Origin of the sequence: Streptomyces sp. NPDC014623, from assembly GCF_043088245.1 — a bacterium.
Taxonomy (GTDB): domain Bacteria; phylum Actinomycetota; class Actinomycetes; order Streptomycetales; family Streptomycetaceae; genus Streptomyces.
In genome coordinates this window covers 64,150-90,333 of record NZ_JBIBZU010000020.1, presented here as the reverse complement: position 1 = coordinate 90,333, position 26,184 = coordinate 64,150, and the positions used below count along the sequence as shown (strand labels likewise).

The window sequence follows — 26,184 nt, the reverse complement described above, 5'->3', positions numbered from 1 at the left end:
CCGGATTGAGGAGGCCGTGCGGGTCCGGGGCCGCCTTGACCGCTCGCTGCACGGCGGGGCCCGGTCCGCGACCCGTGCCGCCGCTCTTCGGCAGGCCGGCGCCGTGTTCACCGGTGACCGTACCGCCGAAGGAGACCGCCGCGTCGAGGATGTCCTCGAAGACGAGCTGAGCACGCGCCCCGGCCGCCTCGTCGCCGGGTCGGTGATGGCCTTGCCCGCCGGTGTCCCGCCGGCTGCGTTCGGGTTCGGGGCGGCCGCCGACCGCCTCTCCTGTCCACGCGCGCCCCGTATCCGCCACGGGGCCGTACCCGTCCATGATGACGCGTCCCCTCACCCGGGAACCGGACACCCTAAGTTGCATCAGATATGCAACTTACCTACGCTGCCGCCATGCGGCTGACCCGATTCACCGACGTGGCGCTCCGGGTACTCATGCGCCTGACCGTCACGACAGGGGACGAGGACCCGCCGACCACCCGTGAGGTGGCGGCCACCATGCAGGTTCCGTACACCCATGCGGCGAAGGTCGTCGCCCGCCTCCAGCATCTCGGCCTGGTCGATGCGCGGCGGGGGCGGGGCGGGGGCCTCTCCCTCACCACCGCCGGATGGTCCGCCTCCATCGGTGCCCTGGTGAGGCAGCTGGAAGGGCCGGGCGAGGTCGTCGACTGCGAGGGGGGCACCCCGTGCCCCCTGCGCTCCGCCTGCAGGCTCCGCTCCGCCCTGCGCCAGGCCGAAGATGCCTTCTACGCCTCGCTCGATCCGCTCACGGTCGGCGATCTCGTGTCCTCCCCCACCGCACCGCTGCTGATCGGCATCAGCCGGGGCCGCCCCGCCCCCGGCTGATCCGTCCACGCTCCCGCGCACACGCACCCACCGCGCGCGGCCCAGGCAGCGCCCGGTCAAAAATAAGCATTTCATATACCAATTAAATGGCCGGCCGCCCGAACGGCCCGCCCCCGCACCTCCAGGAGTCGACCGATGCTCTCCGAGACCTCGACCGCCGCCGTCCGCGCCACGCTCCCCGTCGTGGGAGCGGCCATCGGGGACATCGCGGACCTCTTCTACCGCAAGCTGTTCGACGCGCACCCGGAGCTGCTCCGGGACCTGTTCAACCGGGGCAACCAGGCCTCCGGCGCGCAGCGGCAGGCCCTGGCCGGGTCCATCGCCGCCTTCGCCACCCAGCTCGTCGAACACCCGGACACCCGGCCGGACGTCATGCTGGGCCGCATCGCCAACAAGCACGCCTCACTGGGCGTCACCGCGCCGCAGTACGAGATCGTGCACACCCACCTCTTCGACGCGATCGCCGAGGTCCTCGGTGACGCCGTCAGCCCCGAGGCCGCCGCGGCCTGGGACGAGGTCTACTGGCTGATGGCCAACGCCCTGATCGCCCTCGAGGAACGCCTCCACGCACAGCAGGGCGTGACGGCGGGCGACGTGTGGCGCGAGTGGACGGTCGCCTCGCGGGCCGAGGACACCCCTGACGTGGCCACCTTCCGGATCATCCCCTCCGACGGCGGACCGGCACCCGCCTTCCGGCCGGGCCAGTACGTCTCCGTCCAGGTGGAACTCCCCGACGGCGCACTCCAGATACGCCAGTACAGCCTCACCGGCTCGCCCGGTTCCGCTACCCGCTCCTTCGCGGTCAAGCGGGTGCGGGGCGGAGACGGGCCGGAGGGCGAGGTCTCCACGCACCTGCACGCGCGGCTGCGCGCGGGTGACCGGCTGCGCGTCTCGGCACCGTACGGCGACCTGGTGCTCGACGGCGCCGACGGCGCCCCGTTGCTCCTCGCCTCCGCAGGCATCGGCTGCACCCCGATCCTGTCGATGCTGGAGCACCTGGCGGAGGAGAAGCACCCTTCGCCCGTCACCGTGGTCCACGGCGACCGGTCGCCCGCCGACCACGCACTGCGCGCGGAGCACGCGGCGCTCACCGGCAGCCTCCCGGACGCCTCCGCCCACGTCTGGTACGAGAATCCGGAGCCCGGCCACCCCGCCCACCGCACCGGCACCGTCGACCTGAGCGGCCTGCCGGTCGCCCCGGGCACCCGTGCCTACCTCTGCGGCCCGCTGCCCTTCATGCGCGCCGTCCGTTCGCAGCTCCTGGAGAAGGGGGTGGCGGCGGCCGACATCCACTACGAGGTGTTCGGCCCCGATCTGTGGCTCGCCCAGGACTGAGCACAGCCCGCCCGGGGCACTCGCGGACTGTCCTGATCAATTCGCACACAACGCGAACAACGCTCGAACAGGTTTGCCGGAGGCTCGTGTTCCGGTACAAGCGCTGTACGGGGACGCGCTCCCCGCGAACGTAAGGAGTCGGCCATGTCCTCACCCATGTCCGCCAGCAACTTCCTCAAGGTCCTGAAGAACGAGGGGCTGACCGTCGTCCAGGTGGGCGACTGGCGTACGCACAACCGCAACCACAAGGGCCCCTGGGGACCGGTGCACGGTGTGATGCTCCATCACACCGTGACGAGGGGAACGGCCCGCACCGTCGAGATCTGCCGTGACGGCTATCCGGGGCTGCCGGGCCCGCTCTGCCACGGTGTGATCGCCAAGGACGGCCGGGTCCACCTGGTCGGCTACGGCCGCGCCAACCACGCCGGTCTCGGCGACGACGACGTCCTGCGCGCCGTTGTCGCCGAGAAGCGCCTGCCGTCGGACAACGAGTCCAACACCGATGGCAACCGGCACTTCTACGGCTTCGAGTGCGAGAACCTCGGCGACGGGGAGGACCCCTGGCCCGCCGTGCAGCTGGAGGCCGTCGAGAAGGCCGCCGCGGCGGTCTGCCGCTTCCACGGCTGGGACGCCCCCTCCGTCATCGGCCACCGGGAGTGGCAGCCGGGGAAGGTCGACCCGCGCGGCTTCTCGATGACGGGCATGCGCAACCGCATCCATGACCGGCTGAAGTAGCCCTCCCCGAGCGGCACACAATGAAGGCATGGACGACGACGCGCCCGACCTGTCCCGGCTGCAGCCGGTGCTCCCCTCACCCCTGCAGCCGGCCGGGGACGAACGCTTCGCGCGGCACGGCGTGACGCTGCTGCTCAAGCGCGACGACCTCATCCACCCGGACCTGCCGGGCAACAAGTGGCGCAAACTCGCCCCCAATCTCCGGGCCGCCGCCGGCCGTACCGTACTGACCTTCGGCGGGGCCTACTCGAACCACCTCCGCGCCACGGCTGCCGCCGGGCGCCTCCTGGGCTTCCCCACCGTCGGCGTCGTACGGGGCGAGGAGCTGGCCCACCGGCCGCTGAACCCCTCACTCACCCGGTGTGCCGCCGACGGCATGCGCCTGCACTTCGTGGACCGCGCGACCTACCGCGCGAAGACCACCCCAGAGGTCCTGGACGGCCTGCTGAGCCTCTTCGGGGACTGTGTGGTCGTCCCGGAGGGCGGCAGCAACGCGCTCGCCGCACAGGGCTGCACAGAGCTCGGCCGTGAACTGCGCGGACGGACCGGCACCGTGGCGGTCGCCTGCGGCACCGGAGGCACCCTGGCGGGGCTCGCCGCCGGACTCGCCCCCGGACAGCGCGCCCTGGGCGTCCCCGTCCTGCGGGGCGGCTTCCTGGGGGAGGCGGTGCGCGGCCTGCAGCGTGAGGCGTTCGGCGCCCCCGCCGGGCGGTGGTCCCTGGACGAGCGCTTCCACTTCGGCGGGTACGCCCGGACCACTCCGGAGCTGCACGCCTTCGCCGACGACTTCGAGGACCGGCACGGCCTGCCGGTCGAGCGGCTCTACGTCGCCAAACTCCTGTACGGGCTGACCGTGCTGGCCGGGGAGGGCGCGTTCGCCCCGGGGTCCACGGTCACCGCGGTCGTCACCGGCAGGCCCTGGGACGGCCGGGACCCCTCTCACACGCCGTCCGGCTCCCGGTAGGCGGCGGCCTCCTCCAGGTCCAGCCGCCGCAGCAGGGCGCGCAGCATCTCGTCGTCGATCCGCCGCTCGTCCCTGAGGCGCACGAAGACCTCCCGCTCGGCGGCGATCATGTCCCTCGCCAGTCGCCGGTAGGTGTCGTCCGCCGACTCCCCGGTGACCGGGTTGGCCGCGCCGAGCCTTTCCCACACGGCGTTGCGGCGCCTCTCCATGACGGCGCGCAGCCGCTGGACGAGGGGGCCGGGCAGTGTGTTGCGCGGGTCGGCCAGCAACTCCTCCAGTCGCGCGTCAGCGGCTGCGGACGCCTCGCTCTGCGCCTGCGCCTCCGCCAGCGTCCCTGCCCGTTCGCTGCGCTGCGGGAGCTTCAGTACGCGCACCAGGAGGGGCAGGCTGAGGCCCTGGACGACCAGCGTCCCGATGACGGTCGTGAAGGTCAGGAACAGCACCAGGTTGCGTGCGGGGAAGTCCTGCCCGTCGTGCGTGACCATGGGGACGGAGAAGGCGATGGCGAGCGAGACGACGCCCCTCATCCCGGCCCAGCCGATGATCAGGGGCGAGGTCCAGGGCGGTGCCCCCTCACGCTCCCTGATGCGCCTGGAGAGCCACGGGGGCAGGTAACTCGCCGGGTACACCCAGACGAAACGCACCACGACGACGGCCACGAACACGAGAGCCCCGTAGCCGAAGGACTCCGCCACGCCGTACGAACCCAGCCCCTTGAGGACGAAGGGCAACTGCAGCCCGATGAGCGCGAAGACGGCGGACTCCAGGACGAACGCGACCATCTTCCAGACAGCCGCCTCCTGGAGCCGTGTCGCGAAATCGACCTGCCAGGAACGGTGCCCGAGGTAGAGCGCGACGACGACCACGGCCAGCACGCCGGAGGCGTGCACCCGCTCGGCCGCCGCGTAGGCGACGAACGGGATCAGCAACGACAGGGTGTTCTGGAGCAAGGCCTCCTTCAGGTGCGTACGCAGCCAGTGCAGCGGCACCATCAGCAGCAGGCCGACGCCGATGCCGCCGACCGACGCCAGCGCGAACTCACCGATCCCGGCTCCCCAGCTCATTCCCTCGCCGACGGCCGCGGCGAGGGCCACCTTGAAGGCGGTGATCGCGGTGGCGTCGTTCACCAGGGACTCGCCCTGGAGGATCGTGGTGACCCGGGCGGGCAGGCCCACCCTGCGGGCGATCGCCGCGGCCGTGACGGCGTCCGGCGGGGCGACCACCGCACCGAGCACCAGTGCGGCGGTGAGCGGCAGACCCGGCACGAGGAGGTAGGCCAGCCACCCCACCGCGACCGTCGCGAAGAGCACGTACCCCACGGAGAGCAGGGCGACCGGCCGCAGGGCGGCCCGCAGATCGAGGTACGAGCTGTCGACCGCCGCCGTGTACAGCAACGGCGGGAGCAGCAGGGGCAGCACGATGTGCGCGTCCAGGGTGTAACTCGGCACTCCCGGCAGGTACGAGGCCAGCAGCCCCGCCGCGACCAGCAGCAGCGGCGCGGGCACCGGCGTCCGCCGGGCGGCGCCCGCGACCGCCGCGCTTGCCGCGACGAGCGCCACCAGCGGCAATGCGTCCATCCCACCGTCCTCACATCCGACGTAACGTGACCATCATGAGTGAGTGCCTCCACGTATCCGAACTGCCGCGCCCCGAGCCCGCTCCGCTCAGTGAGACCTGTCCGGAGTGCCTGGCCGCCGGCACCCATCCCGTGCAGCTGCGCTTCTGCCTGGCCTGCGGGCACGTCGGGTGCTGCGATTCGTCGCCCCTGAAGCACGCCACAGCACACTTCGAGGCGACCGGTCATCCGGTGATGCGCAGTTTCGAATGCACGGAGAGCTGGCGTTGGTGCTTCGCGGACGGTTCGATCGTCTGACGTCTGGGTACGTCAAACCGGCGCCGGTTCTTCGCAATTGACCACCGCAGACCTCTAGCCACTGTGTGTACTCATATGCTTACCATGAGTAATCGTGAGGCTGTGGTCTCGGCGACACGGCATCATGGGTCGCGACAGCGTCGCCGAACCACAGAACCGACGGCGGTCCGCACGGCCCCGGGCACCCGTCCCGGAGCCTCGAACGAGTTTGTGCCACCTTGGAGGTGAGGGTGTCCCAGATCGCAGGCGAGCCCGGGAACCAGGACTTCGTAGAGGTCCGGCTGCCCGCTGCGGGTGCCTACCTGTCGGTGCTGCGTACGGCCACGGCCGGCCTCGCAGCGCGCTTGGACTTCACTCTCGACGAGATCGAGGATCTTCGCATCGCGGTCGACGAGGCCTGCGCGATCCTGCTCCAGCAGGCCGTGCCGGGCTCCGTCCTCAGCTGCGTCTTCCGGCTCGTCGGCGATTCCCTCGAGGTGACCGTCTCGGCCCCCACGACGGACGGTCGCGCCCCTGAGCGCGACACCTTCGCCTGGACGGTGCTCTCCGCGCTGGCCGGCAAGGTCGACTCGACGGTCGCCGACGACCGTACGGTCAGCATCAGCCTCTACAAACAGCGCGGCGCGGGACCCGGGCCGGCGTGAGCGAGGGGAACGGGGACGGTCCTGTGCGGGACGAGACGATCCGGTCGGGGGCGGTACGCCCAGCAGCCCTCCCGGAGCAGCAGGCCCGGCCGCATCCGGAAGGCGGCGCGGACGACGGCGCGGACGACGCGCAGGACCGTCCGGCCTCGGTGGAGCAGCCGCAGGTGGAGCGGGCGGGCCGGATGAGCGAGCACGGTCACCACGATCCACACGACCGCAGCGGGGCCCGTGCGCTCTTCATCGAGCTCCGGGAACTTCCGGACGGGTCGGCGGAGAAGGCCGAGCTGCGCAATCGGCTGGTGCGGATGCACCTGCCGCTCGTGGAGCACCTGGCCCGCAGGTTCCGCAACCGCGGCGAGCCGCTGGACGACCTGACGCAGGTCGCCACGATCGGCCTGATCAAGTCGGTGGACCGGTTCGACCCGGACCGGGGCGTCGAGTTCTCGACGTACGCGACCCCCACGGTCGTCGGCGAGATCAAGCGGCACTTCCGGGACAAGGGCTGGGCGGTGCGGGTCCCGCGGCGCCTCCAGGAGCTGCGGCTGTCGCTGACCACGGCCACCGCGGAGCTCTCCCAGCAGCACGGCCGCTCCCCCACCGTGCACGAGCTGGCGGAGCGCCTGGCCATCTCCGAGGAAGAGGTCCTGGAGGGGCTGGAATCGGCCAACGCCTACAGCACGCTCTCGCTGGACGTCCCGGACACGGACGACGAGTCCCCGGCGGTCGCGGACACGCTGGGCTCCGAGGACGAGGCGCTGGAGGGCGTCGAGTACCGCGAGTCGCTCAAGCCGCTGCTGGAGGACCTTCCGCCACGCGAGAAGCGGATCCTGCTGCTGCGCTTCTTCGGCAACATGACCCAGTCACAGATCGCGCAGGAGGTCGGCATCTCCCAGATGCACGTCTCCCGTCTCCTGGCCCGCACCCTGGCCCAGCTGCGTGAGCGGCTGCTCGTCGAGGAGTAGCCGGGCAGGAGCGGTACGACGGGTGGGTCAGGCGCCGGGGGTCGTCCGCGGCCCCCGGATCCCCAGCGCCTGTGTGGTCGCGGGGTTGAGCAGCAGCACGAGCGCCGTCACGGCGACGGCGGCGAGCACGATGCCCGCGGGGATCAGGGCGCCCTGGGCGCGCAGCAGCGTCCAGGCCACCGGCAGCGCCATGAGCTGGGTGATGAGCGCGGGGCCACGGCTCCAGCTCCGCCGCCGCAGCAGCCCACGGGCGGCGAACAGGGGGATCAGGCCGAGCGCCACCAGCGTGAGCCCGCCCATCTCGGCCTGCTGGATGCTGTCAGGCCGGCCGAACAGCCCGACGGCCAGCATGTAGATCCCGCCGACGGCGAGCGCCGCGCCTTCGAGCGCGTTGAGTGCGGCCAGGGCGGCGATCCGGCCCGGCTTCTCCGGGCCGGCCGAGGGCGGCGGAGAGGGCGCGTTCTGCTGAGTGCTCACACCTTTCAGATTCGCATCCCCGCCCGCCGGACGTGAAGCCGGGTCCACGGCGGGCACCCCACGGAACCCGTTCACGTTGCGTGATCACGCGTGAACCCGGCGGATCGGGAATTCGGGGCGGTACCGCGCGGTAGGTACCCTGGCGGACATGCGCGCACTTCTCGTGGTCAATCCAGCTGCCACCACTACCAGTGCGCGGACCCGTGACGTGCTGATCCACGCCCTCGCGAGCGAGATGAAGCTCGACGCCGTGACCACGGAGTACCGCGGGCACGCCCGGGACCTGGGGCGCCGGGCCGCCGATTCCGACGACATCGACCTGGTGGTCGCCCTCGGCGGCGACGGCACGGTCAACGAGGTGGCCAACGGGCTGCTCCACAACGGCCCGGACCCCGAGGGGCTGCCGAGCCTCGCCGTGGTTCCCGGCGGTTCCACCAATGTCTTCGCCCGGGCCCTGGGCATCCCCAACGACGCGGTGGAGGCGACGGGCGCCATCCTGGACGCCCTCGCCCACCGCAGCGAGCGCACGGTCGGTCTCGGTCTCGCGGTCGGCACCCCGGGCACCGCGGACGAGGCCGTTCCCGGACGCTGGTTCACCTTCTGCGCCGGGCTCGGATTCGACGCCGGCGTCCTCGGCAGGGTCGAACAGAAACGCGAACGCGGAAAGCGCTCGACGCATCCGCTGTACGTACGCCAGGTCCTCCGGCAGTTCATGGAGGAACCGCACCGGCGCAACGGGCTGATCACCCTGGACGTTCCCGGCCAGGACCCGGTCACGGACCTCGCACTGTCCATCATCTGCAACACCGCCCCCTGGACCTACCTGGGGAACCGCCCGATGTACGCCGCACCCAAGGCGTCCTTCGACACCGGCCTGGACATCCTCGGACTGAAGCGCCTCACCACCGCCGCCGTGACCCGGTACGCCACTCAGCTGCTCACTTCGAGCCCGGAGAGGGGCCCGCGCGGCAAGCACGCCGTGTCCCTGCACGACCTCACGGACTTCACCTTGCATTCAAAGGCGCCACTGCCCTTCCAGATGGACGGTGACCACCTGGGACTGCGTACGAGCGTGACGTTCACAGGCGTACGCCGTGCACTGCGTGTGATTGTGTGAGTGGAAGCGGCGAAAGTCCTTTAACTCGAACGTTTGGGCTGGCCCCCACCCCTAAGAAGTACGGCTGTGACCTAGTCGACACCGAGGAATCAAAAAAAACTTTCCAGAAGGGGTTGTATCCGCCGCCGAGGTTTGCGAATCTCTACATGGCGATCAGGACGGCCCGCAACATCGGCCTCCGCCGAGAGCCAGAACCCCTCCTCACCACAACAGGGCCACATCCAGCTCGTCTGGGCGTCGGACCTTCGTCTGCGGGGGGATTCGTGAAAGCGTTCACATTCACAAGCACCAGCATGTAATACCAAGGAGAGGTAGCAGCCATGGACTGGCGTCACAACGCCGTTTGTCGTGAGGAAGACCCCGAGCTGTTCTTCCCCATCGGCAACACCGGTCCTGCGCTGCTGCAGATCGAGGAAGCCAAGGCCGTCTGCCGTCGCTGCCCCGTCATGGAGCAGTGCCTGCAGTGGGCGCTCGAGTCCGGCCAGGACTCCGGCGTCTGGGGTGGCCTCAGCGAGGACGAGCGCCGCGCAATGAAGCGCCGCGCCGCTCGCAACCGGGCGCGTAACGCCAGCGCCTGACCGACGCCCCCACAAAGCCTCAGCCCGGCGGCGCGTACAGAGCGTGCGCACAGCCCCGCCTTCGAGTCGCAGCGCGCAGTACCCCCGAAGCGCATCGCACCGTGAGCATCACGCAGTGGGCCCGGACCGTCACCACGGTCCGGGCCCACTGCCGTGCGGCGGTGAAGGGCGACGAGGGGGCGCGGCCGCCCGCGCCCCCTCGCTACTTGTCGCTCCGTACGGGGATGTCGAGCACCACCTGTGTACCGCGCACCGGGGCCGGGACCATGCCGAACGTGCCGCCCAACTCGCCCTCCACCAGGGTCCGCACGATCTGCAGTCCCAGATTGCCGGCCCGCTGGGGGTCGAATCCCTCGGGCAGCCCGCGGCCGTCGTCCGTCACGGTGATCAGCAGCCGCCCCTCGGTCGGGGGACCGCCGCGCACCGCGGACACCTCCACCGTGCCGCGCTCGGACACGGTGAACGCGTGTTCCAGCGCGTTCTGCAGCACCTCGGTGAGCACCATCGAGAGCGGAGTGGCCACTTCCGCGTCGAGAATCCCGAAACGCCCCGCCCGGCGGCAGGTGACCTTACCCGGAGAGATCTCGGCGACCATCGCGATCACCCGGTCGGCGATCTCGTCGAACTCGACCCGCTCGTCCAGATTCTGGGACAGCGTCTCATGGACGATGGCGATCGAACCGACGCGCCGCACCGCCTCGTTGAGCGCCTCACGGCCCCGCTCCGAGTCCATCCGGCGCGCCTGCAGCCGCAACAGGGCAGCCACCGTCTGGAGGTTGTTCTTCACCCGGTGGTGGATCTCCCGGATGGTGGCGTCCTTGGTAATCAACTCCCGCTCGCGGCGCCGCAGTTCCGTGACGTCTCGGAGGAGGACCAGCGAACCGATGCGCACCCCCTTGGGCTTGAGCGGGATCGCGCGCAGCTGGATGACCCCGCCCGCGCCCTCGACCTCGAACTCCCGGGGCGCGTACCCGCTCGCCACCTTGACCAGCGCCTCGTCCACCGGGCCACGCGACGGCGCGAGTTCCGCCGTCGTCGCGCCGAGGTTGTGGCCGACGAGGTCCGATGCCAGGCCCAGACGGTGATAGGCGGAGAGGCCGTTGGGGCTGGCGTACTGCACGACGCCGTCGGCGTCGAGCCTGATCAGGCCGTCACCGACGCGTGGTGACGCGTCCATGTCGACCTGCTGGCCGGGGAAGGGGAAGGAACCGGCGGCGATCATCTGCGCCAGGTCGGAGGCGGACTGGAGATAGGTGAGCTCCAGCCTGGACGGCGTACGCACCGTGAGGAGATTGGTGTTGCGGGCGATGACCCCGAGGACCCGGTCCTCCCTCCGCACGGGGATCGACTCGACCCGGACGGGCACCTCCTCCCGCCACTCCGGATCCCCCTCACGCACGATGCGGCCCTCGTCCAGGGCTGCGTCCAGCAGCGGTCGGCGGCCGCGCGGCACGAGGTGGCCGACCATGTCGTCCTGGTAGGAGGTGGGGCCGGTGTTGGGCCGCATCTGCGCGACGGACACATAGCGGGTCCCGTCGCGGGTGGGCACCCACAGGACGAGGTCGGCGAAGGACAGGTCGGAGAGCAGCTGCCACTCCGAGACCAGCAGGTGGAGCCACTCGAGGTCGGTGTCGCTCAGGGCTGTGTGCTGGCGGACGAGGTCGTTCATGGAGGGCACGTGTGCGAGCGTACCCGTGGAGACGGAGAGGTTCCGAACCGCTCGGCCCGCGGATACGTGCCATTGTGAAGAGACGGTCCCGGGCGGGAGAATGTCCGCGCCCACTGATGGACACGGGCTATTGGTCTAGTCCACAATGCAGCACGTAGGGACATGACGGGCAGGACCTGATCCCCTGCGCGACAGACCTCCGCCCTCCCCGCACAGGAGGGCGGACCGAGGTATCCGGCGCTCTCTGCCCTGACCGCGCCGGAACCTCCAGTGGCCGGAGGCACCGCACACCGCCGGCCAGGCAGCTCCGGGCTGCGGTGCCGGACGGGCCGAGGGTCCCGTCCCGGCGCCGCGGCCCGCGGGTGTTACCGGGGCCTTTCCCCCACCGCCCGGGCCGTCCGCCGACAGGGCGACAACCAGCGCCGCGCACGCGACCGGTTCACCCCCGGGCCGCGCCCTTCTGCTAGATTGGGGTCCCAGATTGGTCTATACCACATGGACGCCACTCTCCAGATCGGCAGGCACAGCGTGGAAGTTGTCATCGTCCCGGACGCCACGGCAGGCGGCGAACTCATCGCGGAGGCCATCGCCGCCCTGCTGGGCCGCAAGCCCGACGCCCTGCTCGGCGTCGCCACCGGCTCGACCCCGCTTCCCGTCTACCAGGCCCTGGCGGCGAAGGTCCGCTCCGGCGCCGTGGACGCCTCGCACGCCCGTATCTGCCAGCTCGACGAGTACGTCGGGCTGCCCGCCGGCCACCCCGAGTCCTACCGCTCGGTCGTGCTGCGCGAGGTCATCGAGCCGCTCGGCCTGTCCGAGAAGTCCTTCATGGGCCCGGACGGCGCCGCCGAGGACGTGCAGGCGGCCTGCGAGGCGTACGACAAGGCGCTCGCCGAAGCGGGCGGCGTGGACCTCCAGCTGCTCGGTATCGGGACCGACGGGCACATCGGCTTCAACGAGCCGTGCTCCTCGCTCGCCTCCCGCACCCGCATCAAGACGCTGACCGAGCAGACGCGCATCGACAACGCGCGATTCTTCGACGACGACATCGAGCAGGTGCCCCGCCACGTCATCACCCAGGGCATCGGCACGATCCTGGAGTCCCGCCACCCGGTCCTGCTGGCCACCGGCGAGGGCAAGGCCGATGCGGTGGCCAGGACGGTCGAGGGCCCGGTCGCCTCGGTCGTGCCCGCGTCCGCGCTGCAACTGCACCGGCACGCCACCGTGGTGGTCGACGAGGCGGCGGCATCGAAGCTGAAGCTGGCGGACTACTTCCGTGCCACCTATGCGGCGAAACCGCGGTGGCAGGGCCTGTAGAGCTCCGTACGAGTGAGGGCCGGGCCACCTGTGACGGTGGCCCGGCCCTCACTCGTCCCCCTCCGGGGTTCAGGAACCCGTGCCCGTGATCGCCTCCGCGGCCGCCACCCCGCACACTCGGGCCGCGCCGTGTGTGGCGATGTGCGGCGCGCCCCGGGGCGGCGCCTCGGGAAGGCCCATCTCGACCACGATCGTGTCGGGACGTGCCGCCAGCACGGCGTCCAGTGCCTCGCTCATCCACGCGTGCCGGTGGGCGTCACGGACGACGGCGACGATGCGCCGCTCCCCCGCCGCCCTCAGCACCCCGGCAGCCGCCGGCGCGCCCCCGCCGTGGTAGGTGTCCGCCTCCGTGCCGGGCAGGATCCGGGCCAGCTCGGCCGCGACACCCCACGGGGTCTCGTCACCGACCGCGATGTTGGCGACCGGGGTGAACGCCGCGACGTAGGCCGGCTCGCGCAGCGGCTCGGCGGTGCCCGTGACCGTCACGGCCCGGCGGGCCGCGACCAGTCCGATGCCGGCTCCGGAGCCGGGCGCGGTCCCCTCCTGCGCGTCCGCGCCCGGTTCCGGGGCAGCCCCCCTGGCCTTCTGCGTCCAGGACGCGAGGGCCCGTACACGTGCGGCCGCGTCCGCCAGCCGCTCCTCGGGCAGTTCACCGGTCCGCACCGCCGTCACCAGCGCGTCACGGAGCCGCAGCACGGTGTCCTCGTCGGACAGCCCGCCGCCGACACAGATGGCGTCGGCGCCCGCGGCGACGGCGAGGACGGCTCCACGCTCGATGCCGTACGTGCCGGCGATGGCGTTCATCTCCATGCCGTCGGTGACGATCAGCCCGTCGTAGCCCAGTTCCTGGCGCAGCAGACCGGTGAGGATCTGCGGGCTCAGGGTCGCGGGCCGGGTCGGGTCGAGTGCGGGGAGCAGGATATGCGCACTCATCACGCATCTGGAACCCGCCGCGATGGCGGCCCGGAAAGGCACCAGCTCACGGGCGTGCAGGGTGTCCAGGTCCACATCGATGCGGGGCAGCGAGTGGTGCGAGTCGACCGCCGTGTCGCCGTGCCCCGGGAAGTGCTTGGCGCACGCGGCGACACCTGCGGCCTGGATGCCCTCGACGTACGCGGCGGTGTGGCGGGCGACGAGCTGGGGGTCGGCCCCGAAGGAGCGTACGCCGATGACCGGGTTGCCCGGATCGGCGTTGACGTCCGCGGACGGGGCCCAGTTGAGGTTGACCCCGCACTCGGCCAGCCGGCGTCCGAGCTCACGGGCCACCGCCCTGGTCAGGTCCACGTCGTCGACGGAGCCGAGAGCGAGGCTGCCGGGGAAGGACGAGCCGCTGCGGACCTCCAGCCGGGTGACGTCGCCGCTCTCCTCGTCGATCGCGACGAGTATGTCGTCCCGCTCGGCCCGCAGCCGGGCGGTGAGCGCGGCGAGCTGCTCGGGGGTGTGGACGTTCCGGCCGAACACTCCGACCGAGGCGAGGCCTTCGCCGACCCTGCGCAGAAGCCAGTCGGGGGCGCTCGTGCCGGTGAAGCCCGGTTGGAGGACGGCGAGCGCGTCGCGGGTGAGGGTGTCCGTGGTGGGTACGAGAGTGGTCATGGAAGCCGCACTATCCCTTCACGGCGCCGGAGGTGAGCCCGGTGGCCATCTTCCCTTGGATGATCATGAAGAAGATGACGACGGGGATGGAGATGAGCGTGGAGGCCGCCATCAGCGCGCCGTAGTCCGTACCGCGTTCCGTGGTGAAGGTCATCAGCCACACGTTGAGCGTGTACTTGGAGTTGTCGTTGATCAGGATGTACGCGAAGAGGTACTCGTTCCACGCGTTGACCAGGGCGAAGATGGACGCGGCCGCGAGCCCCGGTGCCAGCAGCGGGAAGATCACCCGGCGGAAGGCCCCCATACGGGTACAGCCGTCCACCATCGCGGACTCCTCGAGCTCCACCGGGATGTTGATCACGAATCCGCGGATCATGATGGTCGCGAAGGGCAGCGTGGACACCAGGTAGACGACGATGAGCCCCCAGTACTCGTCTATGCCTCCCATGGCGTTGAGCTGGAGGTAGATCGGGATCAGCATCGCTGTCGGCGGCAGCATCTGGACCAGGATCATGACCATCATCAGCGCTTTCCGCCCGAAGAAGCGGAAGCGCCCGATGGCGAGCGCCGCGAGGGTCGCGATGATCATCCCGCCGACGACGGCCGTGACCGAGACGATGAGGCTCGACTGGATCGCCGTGACGAAGTTCTCCTGCTTCACCGCGCGCGCGAAGTTGTCGAAGGTGAGGGAGGACGGCCACAGGGTCTGGTCGTAGGACCTGATCTCGTGGTTGGGGCGCAGCGAGCTGACGATCAGCCAGTAGACCGGGAAGGCCATGACGGCGGCCGTGACCAGCGCCAGGATGTTGTAGCCGAGGCGGTTCCTCCTGCGGTCGGGCCGCAGGACCTGGGCAGGTGCTTCGGTGGGCGTGGAGGCGCTCATTCGACCTCTCCCGTCTTGATCAGCTGGCGCAGGTAGTACACGGCGACGCCGGAGAGCATCAGGACGGTGATCAGTGCGATCGCGCTGCCCTGGCTGAAGGAGGTGGACTCGAACGCCTTGGAGAAGGAGTAGAGGCCGAGGGTCTCGTAGTCGGGCTCGGGCTTGTTGCCGCGCAGCAGCCAGATCTGGCCGAACACGTTGAAGTCCCAGATGACCGAGAGCGTGGCGACCATCGTGAAGACCGGCTTGATGACGGGCCAGGTCACGTAGCGGTAGACACCGAACGCGGTGGCACCGTCGAGGGCGGCCGCTTCCTCCAGTTCCCTGGGGACCTGGGTGAGAGCCGCGTACATCGTGATCACGACGAACGGGATGGCGCCCCAGACGACCAGGAGCGTGATGATGCCGAAGCCCTGTAAGGGGTCGAGGAACCAGTTGTGGCCGAGCCACCGGTCCTCGTCGCCGGTGATGTCGGCGAGCAGGGTGTTGATCAGGCCGTAGTCGGAGTCGGAGAGCCAGCGGAAGACCGACGCGGCGACCATCAGCGGCATGGACCAGGCGGCGATCAGGGCCACCGTGAGGACGAGCCGCACCCAGGTGGAGAGCTTCAGCATCATCAGGGCGATCAGCAGGCCGATACCCATGGTCAGCACGACGCAGAGGGTCATGAAGACGACGGTCCGGCCGACGACGGACCAGAACTCGGAGTCGCCGAGGATGTTGGTGAACTGCTCGAAGCCGACCCACGGGGTCTCGCCGTTGCCCCAGAGGGCCGCCCGCCCCAGGTCCTGGAAGGACATGATCACGGTCTTGATCAGCGGGTAGACGTAGACGGCGGCGATCGCCAGGATCGCCGGCAGGATCAGGAGGTAGGGGAGGAGTTCCCCCTTCTTCCGCCGCTTCTTCGGGCGCGGCCCGGCGGCTTCCTGCCCGGAGGGTGAGGCCCCGGTCTTCTCCGGGGCACGCGGTACGGGGACCGGTGGACCGGCGGCCTTGGTGTCGGCAGCAGTCACGTGACTGACCTTCCATCGGGATTCCGGGGATCTGCACCCGGGAATCACGGCGTTCTACCTGAGAAAAGGGAGGCGGGGGCCCGGTGTCCGCCGGGCCCCCGCCTGGAGAGCCGAAGGCCCGGGGCTACTTGTTGATGAGCTCGTCGACCTTGCCGTCGGCCTTCTTGGCGGCGTCGGCCACCGGGGCACCCTTGAGGATCTCCAGGAGCATGTTCTCCAGGACCTCCTCCTTCTCGATGGAGGTCCAGCCCGGCGCGATCGGCGTGAACCAGGCGTCCGGCACGGCGTTGGCGACGGCGGCCGTCTCCGGCTTGGTCTTCAGCGGCTCGAGCTGCTTCTCGTTGTTCGGAAGGATGTTCTTGGAGGTGAGCACCTCCTGCGACTTCTCACTGGTGAAGAGGGAGACCCACTCCTCGCCCAGGTCGGCGACCTCGGACTTGGCGGTCACCGCGAGGTCCGAACCACCGATGAAGGACGGGAGGGCCTTGCCGTTCGGACCGGGCATACCGGCCGTGCCGATCTTGCCCTCGAGCTCGGGGTTGCCGTTGTTGGCACCGTCGACGACGGAACCGGCCTCCCAGCCGTTGCCGTAGATCAGGGCCGCCTTCTCGTTGGCCATGACGTTGGCGTGGTCCTGCTCGTCCTTCGTCTGGTCGGCCTTGTTGTACTTCTTGACCAGGTTGACGAAGTGCTCGATGCCCTTCTGGGACTCGGGGGAGGAGAGGTTGCCCTTCCACTCCTTCGCGCCCTCGTCGTACTCGGCGATGGAGCCGCCGTAGGCCGCGACGTAGGACATGGCCGCGTACCAGTAACGGCCCGGCAGGTAGAGGGACGAGAAGCGCTTGTCCTTCTTGGCGTACTCGGCCGAGACCTTGTCGAGTGCGGCGAGCATCTCGTCCTCGGTCTGCGGGAGGGCGTCGCTGCCGGTGCCCTTCTTGAGCATGTCCTTGTTGTAGACCGCGACACGGGCGCCCGCGTAGTAGGGCACGCAGAACTGCTTGCCCTCGAAGGTGCAGGTGTCCTTCAGACCCTTGATCCAGGTGTCCGAGTTGTCGTACTTCTCGGGATCGATCTCGGCCAGGGCGCCGTTGAGGATGTACTGCATCGTCTCGGTGTTGCCGAGCTCGACGACATCCGGGAACTTGTCGCCGCCGAGGGCCGTGTCGAGCTTCTTGGCCTTGTCCGCCCACTGCTGGTACTGGACGTCGACCTTGACCTTCGGGTATTTCTTGTTGAACTGCGCGTTGACGTCCTTGACCAGTTCCGGCCAGGTGCTCTGCGCGTCGACCATGAGCCAGACCGTCAGGCTCTCGGTGCGGTCCTTCGGGTCCTTCGAGGCGTTGTCGCTGCCGTCCCCGCCACACGCCGCGATTCCGGTCATCATCGCTGCGACGCCTACTGCCGCAATGAGCTTGCGCTTCATGCCACACCCTCCTCAGAGATACCAGCAACCCCCCCGCCCACCGCGAAGACGTACGCCTGGCGCTACCTGTGGGGCTGGGACCTTGGTCTTTAATGGTTTAGACCAGTACGGGGAGCTTGGCCTAGACCTTTAGGGGTGTCAAGGGTGTATAAGAAGTGCACTCGCGTCCGTTACCGGACCGACACCTGAGGGAGGGCGACGACCCGTGACCGGACCGTGCCACCATGTGAGCCGCGACAGACGGAGGAGCCGGTGACGGCAGCAACGCAGCAGTCGGGAAGGCGGGCCATGGGTGCCGACGGGGGCAGCAGTACGACCGATACCGGTGCGGGTGTGCGTACCGCACGCGTCCCGAAGTACTACCGGCTCAAGCGCCATCTCCTCGAGATGACGGACACCATGCCGCCCGGCACCCCGGTGCCGCCCGAGCGGACCCTGGCAGCCGAGTTCGACACCTCGCGCACCACGGTGCGCCAGGCCCTCCAGGAGCTGGTGGTCGAGGGCCGGCTGGAGCGCATCCAGGGCAAGGGGACCTTCGTCGCCAAGCCGAAGGTCTCCCAGGCCCTGCAACTCACCTCGTACACCGAGGACATGCGTGCCCAGGGGCTGGAACCCGCCTCCCAGCTGCTGGACATCGGCTATGTCACGGCGGACAGCACGCTCGCCGGGCTGCTGGACATCTCGGCCGGCGGCCGGGTGCTGCGGATCGAGCGGCTCCGGCTCGCCAGCGGGGAGCCGATGGCCATCGAGACCACCCACCTTTCGGCCAAGCGCTTTCCCGCGCTGCGCCGTTCACTGGTGAAGTACACCTCTCTCTACACCGCGCTGGCCGAGGTGTACGACGTCCGGCTCGCCGAGGCCGAGGAGACCATCGAGACCTCGCTCGCCACCCCGCGCGAAGCGGGGCTGCTCGGCACGGACGTCGGCCTTCCGATGCTCATGCTGTCGCGCCACTCGATCGACGGGGACGGCGAACCGGTGGAGTGGGTGCGCTCGGTGTACCGGGGTGACCGGTACAAATTCCTGGCACGCCTGAAGCGTCCCGCCGACTGAGACGTTTCCGTGCACCCGGCACCCCGATCCCCCTGCGCACGCGGGGGGATCAGGCATTTCGGGCACCAGCGGACCGTTGCAGGACCGCAATGCGGACGGGGGTGACGGTGGCCGGGACTCTCGCTTAGATTTCCTGCGCATTGCACCAGGTGATCAGCGAGGGGACGGAGCCACCACATGCCAGAAGAATCCGGTGCGAAACCACCGACCGTGACACCCATGAGGGTGGTCATCGCGCTGTGCCTGATCGCCCCGTTCGTGGCGATGCTCTGGGTCAGTTCGTACGCGAAGATCGAACCGACCTTCATCGGCATCCCGTTCTTCTACTGGTACCAGATGCTCTGGGTGCTCATCTCGACCGCTCTCACCATGATCGCGTACAAACTGTGGCAGCGTGACCAGCGTGCCCGCAAGGGGGGTGCGTCCGCATGAAGGACGGCGTGAACGGCGTCGCACTCGCCGTGTTCATCTTCTTCTTCCTGGCCGTCACGGTCATCGGCTTCATGGCCGCGCGCTGGCGCAAGGCAGAGAACGAGGCCAGCCTCGACGAATGGGGCCTGGGTGGAAGGTCCTTCGGCACCTGGGTCACCTGGTTCCTGCTCGGCGGCGACCTCTACACGGCGTACACCTTCGTCGCGGTGCCCGCAGCGGTCTACGCGGCGGGCGCGGCGGGCTTCTTCGCCGTCCCGTACACGATCCTCGTCTATCCGCTGATCTTCACCTTCCTGCCGCGCCTGTGGTCCGTCTCGCACAAGCACGGCTACGTCACCACCTCGGACTTCGTCCGCGGCCGCTTCGGGTCCAAAGGGCTCTCGCTGGCGGTCGCCCTCACCGGCATCCTCGCCACGATGCCGTACATCGCGCTCCAGCTGGTCGGCATCCAGGCGGTGCTGGACGTCATGGGCGTCGGCGGCGGCGAGACCACGCACTGGTTCATCAAGGATCTGCCGCTGCTGATCGCGTTCGCCGTCCTCGCCGCGTACACCTACTCCTCGGGGCTGCGCGCGCCCGCGCTGATCGCGTTCGTCAAGGACGGGCTGATCTACCTCGTCATCGCCGTGGCGATCATCTACATCCCGATCAAACTCGGCGGGTTCGACAACATCTTCGCCGCGGCCGGCGAGAAGTTCTCCGCCGCGAACGAGGCGGCCGGCAAACCGGTGGCCGGGCTCGCGCCCGGCGCCTCCGGCCAGTGGGTGTACGCCACCCTGGCTCTGGGCTCGGCACTGGCCCTCTTCATGTACCCGCACTCGATCACGGCGACGCTCTCCAGCCGCAGCCGTGAGGTGATCCGGCGCAACACCACGATCCTGCCGCTGTACTCGCTGATGCTGGGTCTGCTGGCCCTGCTCGGGTTCATGGCGATCGCCGCCGGGATCAAGGTGGACAACGGACAGCTCGCGATTCCCCAGCTGTTCGAGAACATGTTCCCCGACTGGTTCGCGGGCGTGGCCTTCGCCGCGATCGGCATCGGCGCCCTGGTGCCGGCCGCGATCATGTCGATCGCCGCGGCGAACCTCTTCACCCGCAACATCTACAAGGACTTCATCAAGCCCGACGCGACCCCGGCCCAGGAGACCAAGGTCTCCAAGCTGGTCTCGCTGCTGGTCAAGGTCGGCGCGCTCGCCTTCGTCCTCACCATGGACAAGACCGTCGCGATCAACTTCCAGCTGCTGGGCGGTATCTGGATCCTCCAGACGATGCCCGCCCTGGTGGGCGGCCTGTTCACCCGCTGGTTCCACCGCTGGGCCCTGATCGCGGGCTGGGCGGTCGGCATGATCTACGGCACGGTGGCCGCCTACGGCGTCGCCAGCCCGACCCAGAAGCACTTCGGCGGGTCCTCGAAGGAGATACCGGGCATCGGCGAGATCGGCTACATCGGTCTCACCGCGTTCGTGCTGAACCTCGTCGTCGTGGTGGTGCTGACCTTCGTCCTCAACGCGCTGAAGGCCCCCTCCGGTGTGGACGAGACCTCTCCGTCCGACTACACGGCGGACGTCGGCGACCCCGGGGTCAAGGCCGAGCTTCCGCCGGCCACGGCGGGTGCGCCGGGAGGTCACTGACCCCCACGGCAGCTCCGGAGCGTGACGCCGTCCCGGCAGGGGTCTCCCTGCCGGGACGGCGCCGTTCCGGGCGGCGGCCCCGTGGGACGCCGCCGCCCGGAACGGGGGCGCGCCGAGCCCTGCGCCTGCGGCAGACCGCCGCCCACGGACGTATCGATCAGGCCGGTCCCGCCCGCTCGGTTCGAGGCTCTGGGCGAGATCACCGCACAGGCGTACCTCGTGGAAGGGCTCCTGGACCTCGGCGCCGGCGACCCCTGTCCGGAACAGCCGCACGCCGTGGAGCGGCGGGCGGCCGAGGTGCTGGACGCCGACGGCCGGTTGCTGGGGGGCGTCACCTACGTGGCGCCCGGCAGACCGTGGACGGACGTCGCCGAGGAGGACGAGGCAGAGTTCCGGATGCCGGCCGTCTCGCCGGAGGCCCGTGGGCGGGGGGCGGACGAGGCGCTCGTACGGGCCCGCGTCGACCGGGCGTGAGCCGCCGGAGGGCTCTCCGGGCTGGTCCTCCGGGCGCAGCGGACCATGCGGGGCGCCCACAGGATCTACCGGCGCCTCGGCCTCGTACGGACCCCGGAGCCGGACCGGTGCCCTCTGCCGAACGTCCCGCTCCTGACATACCAGCTGGAGCTCTGGCCTACTCCGACACAACATGTGGGGGCTTCTTCAATCAGGAGCCCCCACATGTATGCTCAACTTCGCTGTCGTCACAGGGGAATCCGGTGCGAATCCGGAACTGTCCCGCAACGGTGTGATCGGTGTGCTTGTCCGCACCCCGAAGTCCGAAGACCTGTCGACAGTGCGTCCGGCTCGACCGAACCGGACGCCGAGACGTCCGGGCCCCGCGGAGGGCCGGTGGACGCCGTGCGCCGTGCTGTCCGTCCCCGGGCGCCGCCGTGCCCGGCTGCCCCGCTCCCGCAGGCCCTGAGCCGAGCGAGGGATAGCCCCAGTGACCATCGCGCCAGCCGACCCGGTTTCAGCCGCGGAATCCGAAGGCCGTACGACCGACGCGCCCGGGACCGCCCTGCTGCGGACCCTGACCGGCCTCACCGCCGATCTGCCCGACACCGACCCCGGACGGGTCGCCGCAGCCGCGCTGCGCGGCCGCAGCGCGCGGTCGGACGAGGCCGAACTGCGCTCGCTGGCCATCGAGGCCGCCGCCGGACTGATCTCCGAGGACCCGGCCTACTCCCGGCTCGCCGCCCGGCTGCTGACCCGGGCCGTCGCGGACGAGGCCGCCGGCCAGGGTGCCGTCTCCTTCTCCTCGTCGGTCGCCGTCGGACACCGTGAGGGCCTCATCGCGGACCGTACGGCGGAGTTCGTCACACTGCACGCCGCCGCCCTCGACGCACTGGTCGACCAGGCGCTCGCCGACGGCGCCGACGACCGCTTCGGCTACTTCGGGCTGCGGACGCTGCACAGCCGCTACCTGCTGCGCCACCCGCTCACCCGCGAGGTCGTCGAGACCCCTCAGCACTTCATGCTGCGCGTCGCCGCCGGGCTCGCCGAGGACACCTCCGAGCGCGCCCTGGAGGAAGTGGCCGCGCTGTACGGCCTGATGAGCCGGCTCGACTACCTGCCCTCCTCCCCCACCCTTTTCAACTCCGGCACCCGCCACCCGCAGATGTCGTCCTGCTATCTGCTGGACTCGCCGCTGGACGAGCTCGACTCGATCTACGACCGCTACCACCAGGTGGCGCGCCTCTCCAAGCACGCGGGCGGCATCGGGCTCTCCTACTCCCGTGTCCGCGCCCGGGGTTCCCTCATCCGCGGCACCAACGGGCACTCCAACGGCATCGTGCCGTTCCTGAAGACGCTCGACGCCTCGGTCGCCGCGGTCAACCAGGGCGGCCGCCGCAAGGGAGCCGCCGCCGTCTACCTGGAGACCTGGCACGCGGACATCGAGGAGTTCCTGGAACTGCGCGACAACACCGGCGAGGACCAGCGGCGTACGCACAACCTCAACCTGGCGCACTGGATCCCGGACGAGTTCATGCGACGCGTCGACGCGGACACGCAGTGGTCGCTGTTCTCCCCGGCCGACGCCCCCGAACTCGTGGACCTGTGGGGTGACGAGTTCGACGCCGCGTACCGCGCCGCCGAGGCGAAGGGGCTCGCCCGCAAGACCCTGCCGGCCCGTGAGCTGTACGGGCGGATGATGCGGACCCTCGCGCAGACCGGGCAGGGCTGGATGACGTTCAAGGACGCCTCCAACCGCACGGCGAACCAGACCGCGGAGCCGGGCCGCGTCGTGCACTCCTCCAACCTCTGCACCGAGATCCTGGAGGTCACCGACGACGGCGAGACAGCCGTCTGCAACCTCGGTTCGGTCAACCTCGGCGCGTTCGTCGCCGACGGCACCGTCGACTGGGAGCGGCTGGACGCCGCCGTCACGACGGCGGTGACCTTCCTCGACCGCGTGGTGGACATCAACTTCTACCCGACGGAGCAGGCCGGCCGGTCCAACGCCCGCTGGCGCCCGGTGGGCCTGGGCGCGATGGGCCTGCAGGACGTCTTCTTCAAGCTGCGGCTGCCGTTCGACTCCCCCGAGGCCCGCGCGCTGTCCACCCGGATCTCCGAGCGGATCATGCTCGCCGCCTACGAGGCGTCCTGCGACCTCGCGGAAAGGTCCGGTCCGCTGCCCGCCTGGTCCGAGACCCGCGCCGCCCGCGGCGTGCTGCACCCGGACCACTACGGCACCGAGCTGAACTGGCCGGAGCGCTGGGACACGCTGCGGGCCCGCGTCGCGAAGAGCGGGATGCGCAACTCCCTGCTGCTCGCCATCGCCCCGACGGCGACGATCGCCTCGATCGCCGGGGTGTACGAGTGCATCGAGCCGCAGGTCTCCAACCTCTTCAAGCGCGAGACCCTCAGCGGGGAGTTCCTCCAGGTCAACGCCTACCTGGTGGACGAGCTGAAGAAGCTCGGCGTCTGGGACGCGCGGACCCGCGAGGCGCTGCGCGAGGCGAGCGGTTCCGTACAGGGCTTCGCCTGGATCCCTGAGGACGTGCGGGCGCTGTACCGCACGGCGTGGGAGATCCCGCAGCGCGGCCTGATCGACATGGCGGCGGCCCGTACGCCCTTCCTCGACCAGAGCCAGTCACTGAACCTGTTCCTGGAGACGCCGACGATCGGCAAGCTCTCCTCGATGTACGCGTACGCCTGGAAGCAGGGGCTGAAGACGACGTACTACCTGCGTTCGCGCCCCGCGACCCGGATCGCCCGCGCGGCGTCCGGCACGGCCGCCGCCGCCGCCTCGATCCCCGTGCAGCAGGCACCTGCCCCCGACGCGGACGCGATCGCCTGTTCCCTCGAAAACCCCGAGTCCTGCGAGGCCTGCCAGTAATGACCACGACCGAGAACAAGAACCTGCTCGACCCGGGCTTCGAACTGACCCTGCGCCCCATGCGCTACCCGGACTTCTACGAACGCTACCGGGACGCGATCAAGAACACCTGGACCGTGGAGGAGGTCGACCTCCACTCCGACGTCGCCGACCTCGCCAAGCTGTCCCCCGGTGAGCAGCACATGATCGGCCGGCTGGTCGCCTTCTTCGCGACGGGTGACTCGATCGTCTCCAACAACCTGGTGCTGACGCTCTACAAGCACATCAACTCCCCCGAGGCCCGGCTCTACCTGTCGCGTCAGCTGTTCGAGGAGGCCGTGCACGTCCAGTTCTACCTGACGCTGCTCGACACCTACCTGCCCGACCCGGAGGACCGCGCGGCGGCCTTCGACGCGGTCGAGGAGATCCCCTCCATCCGGGAGAAGGCGCAGTTCTGCTTCCGGTGGATGGACTCGGTCGAGAAGATCGAGCGGCTGGAGACGAAGGCCGACCGCCGGCGCTTCCTGCTCAACCTGATCTGCTTCGCCGCGTGCATCGAGGGGCTGTTCTTCTACGGCGCCTTCGCGTACGTCTACTGGTTCCGTTCGCGCGGTCTGCTGCACGGTCTGGCCACGGGTACCAACTGGGTGTTCCGTGACGAGACGATGCACATGAACTTCGCCTTCGAGGTCGTGGACACGGTCCGCAAGGAGGAGCCCGGCCTCTTCGACGACGCCCTCCAGCAGCAGGTCACCGACATGCTGAAGGAAGCCGTCGAGGCGGAACTGCAGTTCGGCCGCGACCTGTGCGGTGAGGGTCTGCCGGGGATGAACACCGAGTCGGTGCGCCAGTACCTGGAGTGCGTCGCCGACCAGCGGCTCACCCGGCTCGGCTTCCCCGCGCTCTACGGTTCCGAGAACCCGTTCTCGTTCATGGAGCTCCAGGGGGTGCAGGAGCTGACCAACTTCTTCGAGCGCCGCCCCTCCGCGTACCAGGTGGCGGTGGAGGGGTCCGTCGGGTTCGACGACGACTTCTAGACCCTAGATCCGTGCCCAGGCCCTGAGGTACGGGCGTCGTGCGGCCCTGGCCGGCTGCGCGGCGCCCGCCGTCTCCGGGGGTGCGGCCTCCCTGCGCCGTGCCGCGACCCGCAGCTCACGGTCGATCCGGCGCTCCCGGGCGAGCCCGACGAGCGCGGGCAGCAGGACGAGGGCGAAAAGTACGGCTACGGCCAGGTAGTGCATGAATGTGTTCATGGCTCCACTGTCGTCCGCACGGCCGGATTCCGGCAGTGGCAGGACTGTCACTCACCCTCGAATTGCTGCCACACTGACGTCATGCTGAAGAATGTCGCCGCCCTGCTGATCGACGAGGTCAACCCCTTCGAACTCGGCGTCCTGTGCGAGGTGTTCGGGCTGGACCGCTCCGACGAGGGGCTACCGGTCCACGACTTCGCGGTCGTGTCCGCCGAGGGCACGGCTGTCCGGACGCACGCCGGATTCTCCATCAGCACTCCCCACGGCCTCGACCGCCTGGAGGAGGCCGACCTCATCGCGGTACCCGCCGGGAGCCACTTCGTGGAGCGGACGTACCCGAAGGAGGCCCTGGACGCCCTGCGCCGGGCGGTCGAGCGCGGGGCACGGGTGCTGAGCGTCTGCTCCGGCGCCTTCGTCCTCGGCGAGGCAGGACTGCTGGACGGCCGCCGGTGCACCACCCACTGGCGGCACTCCGACGAGCTGGCGCGCCGCTTTCCGACGGCCCGTGTGGAGCCGGACGTGCTGTACGTGGACGAGGGCCCGGTCGTCACGTCGGCAGGCACGGCCGCCGGTATCGACGCCGCTCTGCACGTGGTCCGTCAGGCGCACGGCCCCGCCGCCGCGAACGCCATCGCCCGTCGCATGGTGGTCCCTCCGCACCGGGACGGCGGCCAGGCGCAGTACATCGAGCGTCCGCTGCCGCGCACCCGGTGCGACACGGTCGGAGACACCCTCGCCTGGATGGAACGCCACCTCGACCAGGAGATGACCGTCGAACAGCTGGCCGACCGGGCTCATATGTCGCCCCGGACCTTCGCCCGGCGTTTCCAGCAGGAGACCGGCACCACCCCGTACCGCTGGCTGCTCCGGCAGCGCGTGCTGCTGGCCCAGCACCTGCTGGAGACCTCGGACGCGACCGTGGACACGGTCGCGGGGCGGACCGGTTTCGGGAACGCGGCCGCGCTGCGTCATCAGTTCGTACGTTCACTGGGCACGACCCCGAACGCTTACCGCCGCGCCTTCCGGGGGCCGGCCGGCATGACCGAGGCGGCCTGACCGGGCGGCCCCCGGCG

The 26,184-nt window shown here is 70.0% G+C and carries 24 protein-coding genes, 2 pseudogenes and 1 riboswitch; of the genes and pseudogenes, 17 read left to right on the top strand and 9 right to left on the bottom strand.

Going from position 1 to position 26,184, the window contains the following annotated elements; all coding sequences use genetic code 11:
- Positions 1-4 precede the first annotated feature (4 nt).
- Positions 5-316 (bottom strand): annotated as a pseudogene (locus ACF1FZ_RS27660) (FAD-linked oxidase C-terminal domain-containing protein); the annotation flags it as partial.
- 74 nt (positions 317-390) lie between these two features.
- Here ACF1FZ_RS27660 and ACF1FZ_RS27655 point away from each other — a divergent pair.
- The 4 genes from ACF1FZ_RS27655 to ACF1FZ_RS27640 all read left to right on the top strand — a co-directional run bounded on the left by ACF1FZ_RS27655 (position 391) and on the right by ACF1FZ_RS27640 (position 3,877).
- On the top strand, positions 391-843 hold the full coding sequence (locus ACF1FZ_RS27655; RefSeq protein WP_391776100.1) for an RrF2 family transcriptional regulator: 453 nt from the start codon (positions 391-393) through the stop codon (positions 841-843).
- A 135-nt stretch (positions 844-978) separates the two neighbouring features.
- The gene (locus ACF1FZ_RS27650; RefSeq protein ID WP_391776099.1) at positions 979-2,178 is read left to right on the top strand and encodes a globin domain-containing protein; all 1,200 of its coding nucleotides are present in this window, start codon (positions 979-981) and stop codon (positions 2,176-2,178) included.
- 144 nt (positions 2,179-2,322) lie between these two features.
- The gene (locus tag ACF1FZ_RS27645) at positions 2,323-2,913 is read left to right on the top strand and encodes an N-acetylmuramoyl-L-alanine amidase (protein ID WP_391776098.1); all 591 of its coding nucleotides are present in this window, start codon (positions 2,323-2,325) and stop codon (positions 2,911-2,913) included.
- 28 nt (positions 2,914-2,941) lie between these two features.
- The gene (locus tag ACF1FZ_RS27640) at positions 2,942-3,877 is read left to right on the top strand and encodes a 1-aminocyclopropane-1-carboxylate deaminase/D-cysteine desulfhydrase (RefSeq protein ID WP_391776097.1); all 936 of its coding nucleotides are present in this window, start codon (positions 2,942-2,944) and stop codon (positions 3,875-3,877) included.
- Here the strand turns inward: ACF1FZ_RS27640 and ACF1FZ_RS27635 are convergent.
- Positions 3,853-5,454, bottom strand: coding sequence for a Na+/H+ antiporter (locus ACF1FZ_RS27635; protein WP_391776096.1), 1,602 nt, complete (start codon positions 5,452-5,454; stop codon positions 3,853-3,855). The two genes, ACF1FZ_RS27640 and ACF1FZ_RS27635, sit on opposite strands and share 25 nt — an antisense overlap.
- 35 nt (positions 5,455-5,489) lie before the next feature.
- Between ACF1FZ_RS27635 and ACF1FZ_RS27630 the strand changes: the two genes are divergently transcribed.
- The 3 genes from ACF1FZ_RS27630 (at position 5,490) to ACF1FZ_RS27620 (ending at position 7,356) form a co-directional block, all read left to right on the top strand.
- Positions 5,490-5,750, top strand: coding sequence for a UBP-type zinc finger domain-containing protein (locus ACF1FZ_RS27630; RefSeq protein WP_391776095.1), 261 nt, complete (start codon positions 5,490-5,492; stop codon positions 5,748-5,750).
- A 230-nt stretch (positions 5,751-5,980) separates the two neighbouring features.
- Positions 5,981-6,394, top strand: coding sequence for an anti-sigma regulatory factor (locus ACF1FZ_RS27625; RefSeq protein ID WP_014154139.1), 414 nt, complete (start codon positions 5,981-5,983; stop codon positions 6,392-6,394).
- Positions 6,391-7,356 (top strand): RNA polymerase sigma factor SigF, encoded by a 966-nt coding sequence (locus ACF1FZ_RS27620; protein ID WP_391776094.1) that lies wholly within the window; start codon positions 6,391-6,393, stop codon positions 7,354-7,356. Before ACF1FZ_RS27625 ends, ACF1FZ_RS27620 begins: the two co-directional genes overlap by 4 nt.
- 27 nt (positions 7,357-7,383) lie before the next feature.
- Here ACF1FZ_RS27620 and ACF1FZ_RS27615 read toward each other — a convergent pair whose 3' ends face one another.
- Positions 7,384-7,833 carry a hypothetical protein gene (locus tag ACF1FZ_RS27615; RefSeq protein WP_391776093.1) on the bottom strand — a complete coding sequence of 150 codons (450 nt, stop codon included), beginning with the start codon at positions 7,831-7,833 and terminating at the stop codon, positions 7,384-7,386.
- Positions 7,834-7,981: 148 nt separating this feature from the next.
- Between ACF1FZ_RS27615 and ACF1FZ_RS27610 the strand changes: the two genes are divergently transcribed.
- Together ACF1FZ_RS27610 and ACF1FZ_RS27605 are read left to right on the top strand one after the other, a co-directional pair.
- Positions 7,982-8,950 carry a diacylglycerol/lipid kinase family protein gene (locus ACF1FZ_RS27610; RefSeq protein WP_391776092.1) on the top strand — a complete coding sequence of 323 codons (969 nt, stop codon included), beginning with the start codon at positions 7,982-7,984 and terminating at the stop codon, positions 8,948-8,950.
- A 320-nt stretch (positions 8,951-9,270) separates the two neighbouring features.
- The gene (locus ACF1FZ_RS27605) at positions 9,271-9,528 is read left to right on the top strand and encodes a WhiB family transcriptional regulator (RefSeq protein WP_003953983.1); all 258 of its coding nucleotides are present in this window, start codon (positions 9,271-9,273) and stop codon (positions 9,526-9,528) included.
- Positions 9,529-9,730: 202 nt separating this feature from the next.
- Here ACF1FZ_RS27605 and ACF1FZ_RS27600 read toward each other — a convergent pair whose 3' ends face one another.
- The gene (locus ACF1FZ_RS27600) at positions 9,731-11,197 is read right to left on the bottom strand and encodes a sensor histidine kinase (RefSeq protein WP_391776148.1); all 1,467 of its coding nucleotides are present in this window, start codon (positions 11,195-11,197) and stop codon (positions 9,731-9,733) included.
- A 528-nt stretch (positions 11,198-11,725) separates the two neighbouring features.
- Between ACF1FZ_RS27600 and nagB the strand changes: the two genes are divergently transcribed.
- Positions 11,726-12,511, top strand: a complete 786-nt coding sequence (gene nagB, locus ACF1FZ_RS27595) for a glucosamine-6-phosphate deaminase (protein ID WP_391776147.1) — start codon at positions 11,726-11,728, stop codon at positions 12,509-12,511.
- 69 nt (positions 12,512-12,580) lie between these two features.
- Here the strand turns inward: nagB and ACF1FZ_RS27590 are convergent, their stop codons facing one another.
- The 4 genes from ACF1FZ_RS27590 to ACF1FZ_RS27575 all read right to left on the bottom strand — a co-directional run bounded on the left by ACF1FZ_RS27590 (position 12,581) and on the right by ACF1FZ_RS27575 (position 17,423).
- A complete protein-coding gene (locus ACF1FZ_RS27590) occupies positions 12,581-14,104 on the bottom strand; it encodes a glycoside hydrolase family 3 protein (RefSeq protein ID WP_391776091.1) in 1,524 nt (507 codons plus the stop codon).
- 10 nt (positions 14,105-14,114) lie between these two features.
- Positions 14,115-14,987, bottom strand: a complete 873-nt coding sequence (locus ACF1FZ_RS27585; RefSeq protein ID WP_391776090.1) for a carbohydrate ABC transporter permease — start codon at positions 14,985-14,987, stop codon at positions 14,115-14,117.
- Positions 14,984-16,000, bottom strand: a complete 1,017-nt coding sequence (locus ACF1FZ_RS27580; RefSeq protein ID WP_391776089.1) for a carbohydrate ABC transporter permease — start codon at positions 15,998-16,000, stop codon at positions 14,984-14,986. The genes ACF1FZ_RS27585 and ACF1FZ_RS27580 overlap by 4 nt, the downstream gene beginning before the upstream one ends.
- A gap of 124 nt (positions 16,001-16,124) precedes the next feature.
- Positions 16,125-17,423, bottom strand: coding sequence for a sugar ABC transporter substrate-binding protein (locus ACF1FZ_RS27575; RefSeq protein WP_391776088.1), 1,299 nt, complete (start codon positions 17,421-17,423; stop codon positions 16,125-16,127).
- 288 nt (positions 17,424-17,711) lie between these two features.
- Between ACF1FZ_RS27575 and ACF1FZ_RS27570 the strand changes: the two genes are divergently transcribed.
- From ACF1FZ_RS27570 to ACF1FZ_RS27545, 6 genes and pseudogenes are all read left to right on the top strand, one after another.
- Positions 17,712-18,476 (top strand): GntR family transcriptional regulator, encoded by a 765-nt coding sequence (locus ACF1FZ_RS27570; RefSeq protein WP_391776146.1) that lies wholly within the window; start codon positions 17,712-17,714, stop codon positions 18,474-18,476.
- A gap of 219 nt (positions 18,477-18,695) precedes the next feature.
- Positions 18,696-18,908 (top strand): DUF3311 domain-containing protein, encoded by a 213-nt coding sequence (locus ACF1FZ_RS27565; RefSeq protein ID WP_391776087.1) that lies wholly within the window; start codon positions 18,696-18,698, stop codon positions 18,906-18,908.
- Positions 18,905-20,539 (top strand): monocarboxylate uptake permease MctP, encoded by a 1,635-nt coding sequence (gene mctP, locus ACF1FZ_RS27560; RefSeq protein WP_391776086.1) that lies wholly within the window; start codon positions 18,905-18,907, stop codon positions 20,537-20,539. The genes ACF1FZ_RS27565 and mctP overlap by 4 nt, the downstream gene beginning before the upstream one ends.
- Before the next feature lie 156 nt (positions 20,540-20,695).
- A pseudogene (locus tag ACF1FZ_RS27555) lies at positions 20,696-21,166 on the top strand (GNAT family N-acetyltransferase); the annotation flags it as partial.
- 49 nt (positions 21,167-21,215) lie between these two features.
- Positions 21,216-21,346, top strand: a riboswitch (cobalamin riboswitch).
- A 136-nt stretch (positions 21,347-21,482) separates the two neighbouring features.
- Positions 21,483-23,879, top strand: coding sequence for a ribonucleoside-diphosphate reductase subunit alpha (locus ACF1FZ_RS27550; RefSeq protein ID WP_391776085.1), 2,397 nt, complete (start codon positions 21,483-21,485; stop codon positions 23,877-23,879).
- Complete coding sequence (locus ACF1FZ_RS27545; RefSeq protein ID WP_391776084.1) at positions 23,879-24,895, top strand: ribonucleotide-diphosphate reductase subunit beta; 1,017 nt, start codon at positions 23,879-23,881, stop codon at positions 24,893-24,895. Before ACF1FZ_RS27550 ends, ACF1FZ_RS27545 begins: the two co-directional genes overlap by 1 nt.
- Positions 24,896-24,898: 3 nt before the next feature.
- On the opposite strand, the gene ACF1FZ_RS27540 is transcribed toward ACF1FZ_RS27545, so the two are convergent.
- Positions 24,899-25,111, bottom strand: coding sequence for a hypothetical protein (locus ACF1FZ_RS27540; protein WP_391776083.1), 213 nt, complete (start codon positions 25,109-25,111; stop codon positions 24,899-24,901).
- A gap of 81 nt (positions 25,112-25,192) precedes the next feature.
- Between ACF1FZ_RS27540 and ACF1FZ_RS27535 the strand changes: the two genes are divergently transcribed.
- Entirely contained in the window at positions 25,193-26,167 is a 975-nt protein-coding gene (locus tag ACF1FZ_RS27535; RefSeq protein WP_391776082.1) for a GlxA family transcriptional regulator, read from the top strand.
- Positions 26,168-26,184 lie beyond the last annotated feature (17 nt).

Coding starts and splice junctions, on each gene's coding strand:
- ACF1FZ_RS27655 (WP_391776100.1), top strand. CDS start 391: ATGCGGCTGACCCGATTCACCGACGTGGCGCTCCGGGTACTCATGCGC.
- ACF1FZ_RS27650 (WP_391776099.1), top strand. CDS start 979: ATGCTCTCCGAGACCTCGACCGCCGCCGTCCGCGCCACGCTCCCCGTC.
- ACF1FZ_RS27645 (WP_391776098.1), top strand. CDS start 2,323: ATGTCCTCACCCATGTCCGCCAGCAACTTCCTCAAGGTCCTGAAGAAC.
- ACF1FZ_RS27640 (WP_391776097.1), top strand. CDS start 2,942: ATGGACGACGACGCGCCCGACCTGTCCCGGCTGCAGCCGGTGCTCCCC.
- ACF1FZ_RS27635 (WP_391776096.1), bottom strand. CDS start 5,454: ATGGACGCATTGCCGCTGGTGGCGCTCGTCGCGGCAAGCGCGGCGGTC.
- ACF1FZ_RS27630 (WP_391776095.1), top strand. CDS start 5,490: ATGAGTGAGTGCCTCCACGTATCCGAACTGCCGCGCCCCGAGCCCGCT.
- ACF1FZ_RS27610 (WP_391776092.1), top strand. CDS start 7,982: ATGCGCGCACTTCTCGTGGTCAATCCAGCTGCCACCACTACCAGTGCG.
- ACF1FZ_RS27605 (WP_003953983.1), top strand. CDS start 9,271: ATGGACTGGCGTCACAACGCCGTTTGTCGTGAGGAAGACCCCGAGCTG.
- ACF1FZ_RS27600 (WP_391776148.1), bottom strand. CDS start 11,197: ATGAACGACCTCGTCCGCCAGCACACAGCCCTGAGCGACACCGACCTC.
- ACF1FZ_RS27590 (WP_391776091.1), bottom strand. CDS start 14,104: ATGACCACTCTCGTACCCACCACGGACACCCTCACCCGCGACGCGCTC.
- ACF1FZ_RS27585 (WP_391776090.1), bottom strand. CDS start 14,987: ATGAGCGCCTCCACGCCCACCGAAGCACCTGCCCAGGTCCTGCGGCCC.
- ACF1FZ_RS27575 (WP_391776088.1), bottom strand. CDS start 17,423: ATGAAGCGCAAGCTCATTGCGGCAGTAGGCGTCGCAGCGATGATGACC.
- ACF1FZ_RS27570 (WP_391776146.1), top strand. CDS start 17,712: ATGGGTGCCGACGGGGGCAGCAGTACGACCGATACCGGTGCGGGTGTG.
- ACF1FZ_RS27565 (WP_391776087.1), top strand. CDS start 18,696: ATGAGGGTGGTCATCGCGCTGTGCCTGATCGCCCCGTTCGTGGCGATG.
- mctP (WP_391776086.1), top strand. CDS start 18,905: ATGAAGGACGGCGTGAACGGCGTCGCACTCGCCGTGTTCATCTTCTTC.
- ACF1FZ_RS27545 (WP_391776084.1), top strand. CDS start 23,879: ATGACCACGACCGAGAACAAGAACCTGCTCGACCCGGGCTTCGAACTG.
- ACF1FZ_RS27540 (WP_391776083.1), bottom strand. CDS start 25,111: ATGAACACATTCATGCACTACCTGGCCGTAGCCGTACTTTTCGCCCTC.
- ACF1FZ_RS27535 (WP_391776082.1), top strand. CDS start 25,193: ATGCTGAAGAATGTCGCCGCCCTGCTGATCGACGAGGTCAACCCCTTC.